Raw genomic sequence first — 8,960 nt, 5'->3', positions numbered from 1 at the left:
CTTGATCAGATCGATCACCGAAATATCGCGGAAATAGCTCTCGCCGAATTCGAATTGCGAGAAATTCCAGATCATCAGCGCGAAACGCTCATGGGCGGGTCGATCGAAACCGAATTGCGCTTCGAGCTGCGCGATGAATTGCGGATCGAGTCCCTGCGCCCCGCGATAGCGCGAATCGCTGCCCCCGCCATCGCCGCCGCCCATCTGCCCCGCGAGGCCCCCGCCGTCGCCGCCGGCACCGCCGAAGCGCGCGGTCGCCCCCGCATCGGCGCCCTGGATCTGGGCCAGTATGCGCTCGACGGGGCCGCCGGGCGCAAACTGGATGATCACGAACGAGATCAGCATGATCCCGAAAATCGTCGGGATCATCAGCAGAAGACGTCGCGCAATATAAGCGGCCATGGAACCTCTGAGAATGCGGGCGCAGCGAACAACTGGCCCGGTTGCGACGAATCGGCGGCTATCGTGCTAAATCACACATACAGCGTAAAGCCGGATCACGCACGTCGCGCTGCGCGCGCCCGCTCCTCGTCGATCCACCAGGTGGACAGCGCCCCGACCGTGAAACGCGGCTTGGTTTCCGGTCGCCCGAACTCGTCCCAGAAGGCGAGCCAGTGCGTGCCCTTGAACCACATCGGTACCCAGTAGAAACCGGCGCGCAGCACGCGGTCGAGCGCGCGCGCGGCGACATACATCTCCTCACGCGTCTCGGCGGCGATTACCTTCTCGATCAGCGCGTCGACAGCCGGATCGGCAATGCCGGCCACATTGGGCGAGCCGGTTATTCCGGCAGCTTCCGAGCCGAAGATCACCCGCAATTCGGCGCCGGGCGTCAGGGAGCCGACGAAGCGGCGGGTGATGACGTCGAAGTCGAATTCGTCGATGCGCCTTTGAAACTGCGAGGCATCAACCACACGCAGCCCCGCATCAATGCCGATCCTGCTCAGATTGCGGGTGAAGTGCAGGGTATGCGGTTCCAGCGCGTTGGAAAAGTCAAGGAATTCGATGGTGAAACGCTCACCGTTCGGCAGCAGCAGGTCGCGCCCGCGATAACTGCAGCCGGCCTGCTGCAGGAGTTCCTGCGCCCGGCGCAGATTGCCGCGATCAGTCCCGGAGCCGTCGGAAACCGGTGGAGAAATCGCCTCGCCGAAGACGCGCTCGGGAAGGCTGTCCCTGTAGGGCTCCAGCAGCGCCGCTTCGTCATCCGGGATGGGGCCCTCTGCGGCCATCGGGGAATTCTCGAAGTAGGATTTCGTACGCATGTAGGAATCGAACATGATCGTCCGATTGAGCGATTCGAAATCAAACAGATAACCCAGCGCCTCGCGGATACGCGGGTCCGCGAACTTTTCGCGGCGCGTGTTGAACCACCATCCCTGCCGCCCTGAAGGTGTTTCGTCGACCAGCTCTTCCTTCAGAACGCGCCCTTCATTGTGTGCAGGGAAATCGTAGCCGGTTGCCCAGTCACGCGATGTGAAGTCCTCGCGATAGTTGAAGGCGCCGGATTTGAAGGCTTCGAACGCCACCTGGCGGTCGCGGAAATAGTCGTAGCGCACACGGTCGAAGTTGCTCTGCCCGCGATTGACCGGCAGATCCGCGCCCCAGTAATCCTCCACGCGCTCGTAGATCAGGAAGCGACCATTCTCGAACCGCCCGACGCGATACGGGCCCGATCCGAGTGGAGGCTCGGTGGTCGAGGCGCCGAAGTCGCGGTCTTTCCAATAAGCGGCGGAGAAGATCGGCAATCCGGCGACGGAGAGCGGCAGGTCGCGCGCCCGACCTTCGACGAAGCGCACAACGACGGTCTCGCCATCCTCGGCTTCGGCACCTTCGAGCAAGCGCAATTGCTGGCGGATGCTGGGATGACCTTCTTCCTTGAGAATCATGATGGAGAAGGCGACATCTTCCGGCGTGATCGGGCTGCCGTCATGGAAGCGCGCTTCGGGGCGCAGGCGAAAGCGATAGGTGAGACCATCCGGTGCGCGCGAAACAGAATGTGCGACGAGGCCGTAGAGCGCATCCGGCTCGTCGGCGGCGCGGGTCATCAGGCTGTCGAAGGTCAGCCCCATGCCAATCGCCGGATCGCCTTGCAGGATATAGGGATTGAAGGAATTGAAGGTCCCGAACATGTCGGTGCCGAAGAAGCCGCCCTTCGGTGCATCCGGATCGACGTAATCGAAATGCGCGAAATCCGGCCCGTATTTCAGGTCACCGAATATCGACATGCCGTGTGCCCATTCGACCTCGCGCGCACGCAACCGCACGGGTACTCCCGCGACGACGGTAGCGGCCGCCACACCGGTGAAGAAACTGCGTCGATCAATCGTCAGCATGCGTTCCCCTTCTCCTCGCCTGATCCGCCGCATGTGTTCGCAAGAGCGCGGTTGCGCGTAACGACAGCGATTCATTATGGCGATAATGGCGCAAGCGAAAGCATGTGTCGAACCCCGAAAGCGTCATCGGGCGGGGCCGCGCGAGCATCGCTGCGCCGGGCCCCGGCCTGCGCAGGATCGCAGCGGCCTTTGCGTGCAAGAGCCTTATCCGGCTTGCCGTGACGCGTTATAGCTGCGGTCAAGCGGTCGTCCGGATGATCAACGGGCGCCAAAGCGCGCCGGGCCCGATCCGATGCATGCGGCCTGCGCGACGATAAGACACGCTGGGAGAGCGCCATGACGACGAACGATGATGCCGGAAAGACCGAGATCCTGATGCCGCGCCCGATGGCGCCGCGCGTGATCGAGCAACTCGATGCGCGCTTCACCCTGCATCGCTTGTGGGAGGTGGATGACGCCGATGCATTCATCGCGCAGCACGCCTCCCGGATTCGCGGCGTCGCCACCGGCGGTGGTGCGAGCGGGCGCGTCGACAAGGCGCTGATCGATGCGCTGCCGGCGCTCGAAATCGTCTCCAGCTTCGGTGTGGGTTACGATCATGTCGATGCCGCTTATGCCGGCACGAAGGGTGTCGTGGTGACCAATACGCCGGACGTACTTACCGACGAGGTAGCTGATCTCGCCATCGGCCTGCTGCTGGCCACCTTGCGCAAACTCCCCCAGGCCGACCGCTATCTGCGCGAAGGTCGCTGGCTGGAAAAGCCGTTCCCGCTCAGCCCGACGCTGCGTGAGCGCAAGATCGGCATTCTCGGCTACGGTCGCATCGGCAAGGCGATTGCCAGGCGCATCGACGCGTTCGGTGTCGAGGTCGTCTATCACGGGCGCCGCGAGCAGGCGGATGCGCCGCATCGCTATTATGCCGATCTCGCGGCGATGGCGCGGGACGTCGATACGTTGATCGTGATCACGCCCGGCGGGGCGGGGACGGAGAAGATCGTCGATTCGCGCATTCTCGAAGCGCTTGGTCCGGAAGGCGTGCTGATCAACGTGGCGCGCGGCAGCGTCGTGGACGAGGCGGCGCTGATCAAGGCGTTGCACGACGGCACCATCCTATCGGCAGGGCTCGACGTGTTCGACAAGGAGCCGCAGGTGCCGCAGGAACTGATCGACATGGATCACGTGGTGCTGCTGCCGCATGTTGGCTCGGCTTCGGTGCATACGCGCAACGCAATGGCCCAGCTCGTCGTCGATAACCTCCTGGCGTGGTTCGATGGCAAGCCGCCGCTGACCCCGGTGCCCGAGACACCCTCGCCGCGCTGAGCTGCCGTTTACCGGACAGGCAGCGCCTTGGCGCTTGAACCGGGGCGCGGCTTTGCCTATGCAATGGGGCCGAGGAGACCGCGCATGCTCGACCGCAACGATGCTTTCGGCCAGGAGGCCCAGATAGAATATCTCGACGCGCATTTTCGCGTCGTGCGCCCCGGCAAATTCGTGCGCTGCGCCGTGACCGGCGATCCCATTCCGCTCGACAGGCTCGTCTATTGGAGCGTCGAGCGGCAGGAGCCCTACAGCTCACACCAGGCGGTGATGCAGCGGCTCGGGCTGAAGCCGAAAGACGTTCATGAGTCTGGCGTGACGGATGCTTCCTGATCGGATTTTCCTATCTATAGGAAAATCATCTTGACAATCTTTAATTGTCAAGCCACCTTGCCGCCATTGGTTGTGCGGCAAGGAAACAGATCATGAATTTCGAAAATACAGTTATGCATCAGGGCGATGCTGCGCGCGGCAAAAGCGGGCCGGGCAAGCGGGGGCCGGGTAAGCGGGGGTTGGGCAAGCGGGGGTTGGGCAAACGGGGCGCGATGCCGGGATCCCCGGTCGAGCCCGTTCTGTCCCGCGAGGCGTGGCGCTTGTTACAGGCGCTGGCGGCGCAGGGGGCGCGGACTCGGGCCGATCCGTTCGACCCGGATCGGATCCTGCTCAGCAAGGGCGGGGAAACCCGTCGCGACGGCGCGGCCGTTTCGCTCGGCGGCGGGAGTTTTTCGCGCAGTGCGCTGGATTTGCTCATCCGGCATGATCTCGTGCAACAAGATCTCGAGCAGCATGATCGCGCGAATTCCACAGCAGCGACACTGATCTCGCAGGCCGGGAAGGGCTATCTCGCGCGCTTGGCGGCACGTCGGGCCGGGCAGGGCGACGCGGCCTTCGCTGCGCAGCATCGTGCGGATACAATGGCCGAAAGGCCTGATCCCGTCGATGATGGGGCGCAGGTGCGGGTGCGGGTCAATCAGGAAGAAAGTCCTCTCGCCTGGCTCGCTGCGCGCAAGGGCGCGGATGGCGCGCCGCTGATCGATGCGGTGCAATGCGAGGCCGGTGAGCGTTTCCGGCGCGATCTCACCATGGCGGGAATCATGCCCGGTGTGAGCATCGACTGGGACCGGCTCGGCTCGGGTGGCGGTGGCGGGGGGGGCTATCGTGCCGGCCGGCTCGACGCGACGGAGGCCTGTATCGCCGCGCGCCAGCGCGTGACCCGGGCCGTGCGCCATCTCGGCGCCGAGGACGGGGATCTGCTCATCGATGTCTGCGGCTTTCTCGTCCGGATCAGCGAAATCGAGCGAGCACGCGGCTGGCCGGCGCGGTCAGGCAAGATCATGATTGCACGGGCCCTGTCGCGGCTGGCTGATCATTACGGGCTCGCCGGCGAGGCCCGCGGCGCGGTGCGCAACCGCCGGATTCTGGCCTGGTGCGCCGGAGAGTCGGTTGCACCGGGCTGAACTTCGCAATACGAGACCGGGAGGAAGCGGTCGCGGCGGCCATATTTTCGACGCGAGCCGCGCCCAGATTCACCAAAGTGGTGACCGGATCGCTGCGGCGCAGCGTCCCGCTTGCGGCTTGCTGTCATCCGGCCCAAACTGCCAACTGTGTCGGGTCTGACTCGCGCCACCCGCCACCCGCCACCACGCCATTGCGGCGTGCATGATCCTGCGCCAACCCGGCGCTGATGCGAAAAGGCCTGCTGCATGCAAGAGACTTCGTCGACGCCGCAATCCCTGGACGAATCGGTGCTGCGCAATGCCGAAGCGACGCTGGAAACCGTGGTCAGCGCCCGCGAGGCCGTCGAGGCGGTGATCTTCGGTCAGAAGAATGTTGTCGATCTGGCGCTGACGACGATCCTCGCGGGTGGCCACGGGCTTCTCGTCGGTGTGCCGGGCCTCGCCAAGACGAAGCTCGTCGAAACGCTCGGCACGGTGCTCGGCCTCGATGCGCGGCGGGTCCAGTTCACCCCCGATCTGATGCCCTCAGACATTACCGGTTCGGAAATCCTTGAGGAGGATGCTGATCGCCGGCGCCATTTCCGCTTCGTGCGCGGGCCGATCTTCGCGCAGCTTCTGATGGCTGACGAGATCAACCGCGCCAGCCCGCGCACCCAGTCGGCCCTGTTGCAGGCGATGCAGGAGCATCACGTTTCCGTGAGCGGCGAGCGTCACGACCTGCCGCATCCGTTCCACGTGCTCGCCACGCAGAATCCCATCGAGCAGGAGGGCACCTATCCCTTGCCGGAGGCCCAGCTGGTTCGTTTTCTGCTGCAGATCGACATCGACTACCCTGACCGCGATGCCGAGCGGCGCATCCTGCTCGAGACGACGGGGGATCCCGAATCCCGCCCCGGTGCGGTGATGTCGGGTGAGGCGCTGATGAGCGCGCAGCGGCTCGCGCGGCGACTGCCCGTCGGCGAGAGCATCGTCGAGGCCATTCTCGATCTGGTGCGCGCCGCGCGACCGGGGGAGGGGGATCCCGCCGTGACCGAACATCTGCTCTGGGGACCTGGCCCGCGCGCCTCGCAGGCGCTGATTTTCGCTGCGCGCGCGCATGCACTGATCCAGGGCCGCGTGTCACCGTCAATAGACGATGTGGCGCTGCTCGCAGCACCGGTACTGAAGCACCGCATGGCTCTGACGTTCGCTGCACGCGCCGATGGTATCACGATTTCCGACCTCGTTCAGCGCCTGACGGCGCGGCTCGGCGGGTGAGGCCCTGACATGGCGCGCGTGCGGGTCCTCAGCGAGACGCAACGGCTACCCGGGCGGACGGTCACGCTGGCGGCGCAGGATCTCGCCGCGCGGCTGCCGCGTCTGGTACTTGAGGCGCGTCGCGTCGCCGGGACCCTCGCGCACGGTATCCATGGACGTCGCCGTGCGGGCCCGGGCGAAACCTTCTGGCAGTTCCGCCCCTTCAGCAGTGGCGAGCCGGCATCGCGGATCGACTGGCGTCGTTCGGGCCGCGACGATCGTCTCTATGTGCGTGAGCGAGAATGGGAGGCGGCGCATTCGGTGCATCTCTGGATCGACCGCTCGGCCTCGATGGCCTTTGGTTCGGAACTCGCCATGGTGCCGAAATGCGACCGTGCGGTGGTGCTCGGTCTCGCGCTCGCCGAGAGCTTCGTCGAGGCGGGCGAGCGTGTCGGCATGATGGGGCAGGCGCCACCGCGTGCCGTGCGCCGGATCGCCGAGCGTTTTGCTGAAATCCTCGCGGATCCGCGCGGCATCAATTTGACCGACATGCCGCCACGCACGGCGCTCGCCCCCCATGACGAAGCGCTGATCGTCAGTGACTGCCTCAGCCCCGCCGAGGAATGGGATGCCTGCATCGAGGCGATCGCGGCACGCGGCGCGCGCGGTCATGTGCTGATGATCGTCGATCCGGTGGAAGAGAGCTTTCCCTTCGCCGGTCAGGCCATGCTCGAGGATCCCGAGGCCGGTTTGCGGCTGCGGGTCGGGGATGCGGCGAGCTGGGGCGCGCAGTATCGCACGCGTATTGCGCGCCACCGCGATGCGCTGGAGGCGGCGACGCGGCGGCGGGGATGGACGCTCACGATTCACCGCACCGACCGGCCCGCGAGCGAGGTCGCCCTGCGGCTGATGGCGCTCGTCCAGGCGGCGCGCTCGGGCATGGGAGGGCGCTGACATGTTGGGTCTGCCGCTCACCTTCGCCGTACCGCTCGTCCTTGCCGGGCTGGTTGCCATCCCTGCGATCTGGCTGCTCCTGCGGGTGACGCCGCCGCAGCCGCGCCGGATCTCGTTTCCGCCGCTCAAGATCGTCGCCGATCTGATCCCGCGTCAGGAATCGCCGGCGCGCACGCCGTGGTGGCTCCTGCTGCTGCGCCTCGTCATCGCCGCATTGCTGATCCTCGCCGCCGCCGGCCCGATCCTCAATCCGGCCCCCTCGCTGGAAGGTGACCGGCGCGCACCGGTGTTGATGATCGTCGACAATGGCGCCGGCTCGGCTGCCTATTGGCGGCGGCATGCGGCGATCGCGCTGGAGCAGGGCGAGGCGATCGCGCGGGACGGACGCTCGATGGGCATCGTCGCGACGGCGACGCCGGCGGCGGAGATTGCCCTTGAGGAACCCGCAACCGCGCTGGAGCGCCTTCGGGCCATCGTCTCGCGTCCGCATTTTCCGCAGGCGGAGAGCTGGCGCCGTCCGGTCAGTACCTTCCTGCAGGCGCATACAGATACCGAAATCCTCTGGATCACCGGCGGCGTCGGCATCGGCGGCGAGGATGACATGGCGATGCTGCTCGCGGAGATCGCGCGGGATCATACCCTCACCGTCATGCGCCCGGATGCCGCTTCCGCGCTCGCCCTCGGCAATGCACGCAATTCTGCGCAGGGGCTTTCCGTCGATGTACTGCGCGCGGGGCCGAATGCGCGTGACGAGGGACGCGTGCGCGCCACTGATCTGCGGGGCCTGTCACTGGCCGAGGAGACCTTTGTCTTCCTGCCGGACGAGACCGAAACCGATGTGCGTTTCGATATCCCCGTCGAGCTGCGCAATTCCGTGGCGCGGATCGAGATCGTGGGAGAAGCATCCGCCGCCGCGACGACCTTGCTCGATTCGCGCAGCCGGCGCAGCCGCGTCGGCATCGTGGCGGGGACACCGCTCGATCTGGCTCAGCCGCTGCTCGCGCCGACCTTCTATATCGAGCGGGCGCTGGAGCCCTATGCCGAAATCCGCGAGGGACGCGGCGGCTCGGCTGAAGCGATCGAGGAGCTGCTCGACGGGCAGGTCAACGTTCTGGTGCTTGCCGATATCGGCGTTCTGCCGCCACGCACGCAGGCGCGGATCGCGACCTTCATGGAAGAGGGCGGGCTGCTGCTGCGCTTCGCCGGATCGCGGATGACGGGTCATGTGGATGATCTCCTGCCCGTGCGGCTGCGCGATGGCGGTCGCAATCTCGGTGGTGCGCTCTCCTGGGATGCGCCGCGCACCCTGGCGGAATTCACCCGGGAAAGTCCGTTCCATGGTCTCGCCGTTCCGGATGCGCTCGGTATCTCGCGGCAGATCCTCGCCGAGCCTTCTGGTGCGCTGACCGAGCGGACATGGGCGGCGCTCGAAGACGGTACCCCGATCGTCACAGCGGATCGGCGTGGCGAAGGCATAAGCGTGCTCTTTCATGTAACGGCGGATGCGAGCTGGTCGAACCTGCCGCTGACCGGGTTGTTCGTCGACATGTTGCGCGAGACCCTGCAATTTGCTGCCGCGCCGCCCGGTGCCGAATTGCAGACAGGAGGCGATCGTCGGCCCGTCGCGCCGCGACTGACCCTCGACGGGGCCGGCAATCTCGGT

At 65.9% G+C, this 8,960-nt stretch carries 7 protein-coding genes and 1 pseudogene; 6 read left to right on the top strand and 2 right to left on the bottom strand.

Translation table 11 applies throughout. The annotated features are described in order from the left end of the window. Positions 1–402: pseudogene (locus VKP01_RS10865) on the bottom strand (microcin ABC transporter permease); the annotation flags it as partial. A 95-nt stretch (positions 403–497) separates the two neighbouring features. Continuing rightward, complete coding sequence (locus tag VKP01_RS10860; RefSeq protein WP_324412184.1) at positions 498–2,333, bottom strand: extracellular solute-binding protein; 1,836 nt, start codon at positions 2,331–2,333, stop codon at positions 498–500. A 336-nt stretch (positions 2,334–2,669) separates the two neighbouring features. Between VKP01_RS10860 and VKP01_RS10855 the strand changes: the two genes are divergently transcribed. The 6 genes from VKP01_RS10855 to VKP01_RS10830 all read left to right on the top strand — a co-directional run. Further along, positions 2,670–3,653 (top strand): 2-hydroxyacid dehydrogenase, encoded by a 984-nt coding sequence (locus tag VKP01_RS10855; RefSeq protein ID WP_324412182.1) that lies wholly within the window; start codon positions 2,670–2,672, stop codon positions 3,651–3,653. A gap of 84 nt (positions 3,654–3,737) precedes the next feature. Then, entirely contained in the window at positions 3,738–3,983 is a 246-nt protein-coding gene (locus VKP01_RS10850) for a DUF2093 domain-containing protein (protein WP_324412180.1), read from the top strand. Between the two features lie 212 nt (positions 3,984–4,195). After that, positions 4,196–5,107 (top strand): DUF6456 domain-containing protein, encoded by a 912-nt coding sequence (locus VKP01_RS10845; protein WP_324412177.1) that lies wholly within the window; start codon positions 4,196–4,198, stop codon positions 5,105–5,107. A gap of 246 nt (positions 5,108–5,353) precedes the next feature. Beyond that, a complete protein-coding gene (locus VKP01_RS10840; protein ID WP_324412175.1) occupies positions 5,354–6,364 on the top strand; it encodes a MoxR family ATPase in 1,011 nt (336 codons plus the stop codon). 9 nt (positions 6,365–6,373) lie between these two features. Further along, positions 6,374–7,297, top strand: coding sequence for a DUF58 domain-containing protein (locus VKP01_RS10835; protein WP_324412173.1), 924 nt, complete (start codon positions 6,374–6,376; stop codon positions 7,295–7,297). A 1-nt stretch (position 7,298) separates the two neighbouring features. Continuing rightward, a partial coding sequence (locus VKP01_RS10830; RefSeq protein ID WP_324412171.1) for a BatA domain-containing protein occupies positions 7,299–8,960 on the top strand: 1,662 nt, incomplete at its 3' end.

This window comes from Saliniramus sp. (assembly GCF_035311605.1).
Taxonomy (GTDB): domain Bacteria; phylum Pseudomonadota; class Alphaproteobacteria; order Rhizobiales; family Beijerinckiaceae; genus Saliniramus.
The sequence above is the reverse complement of the archived record's forward strand: the minus strand, read 5'-3'. Positions and strand labels throughout refer to the sequence as shown.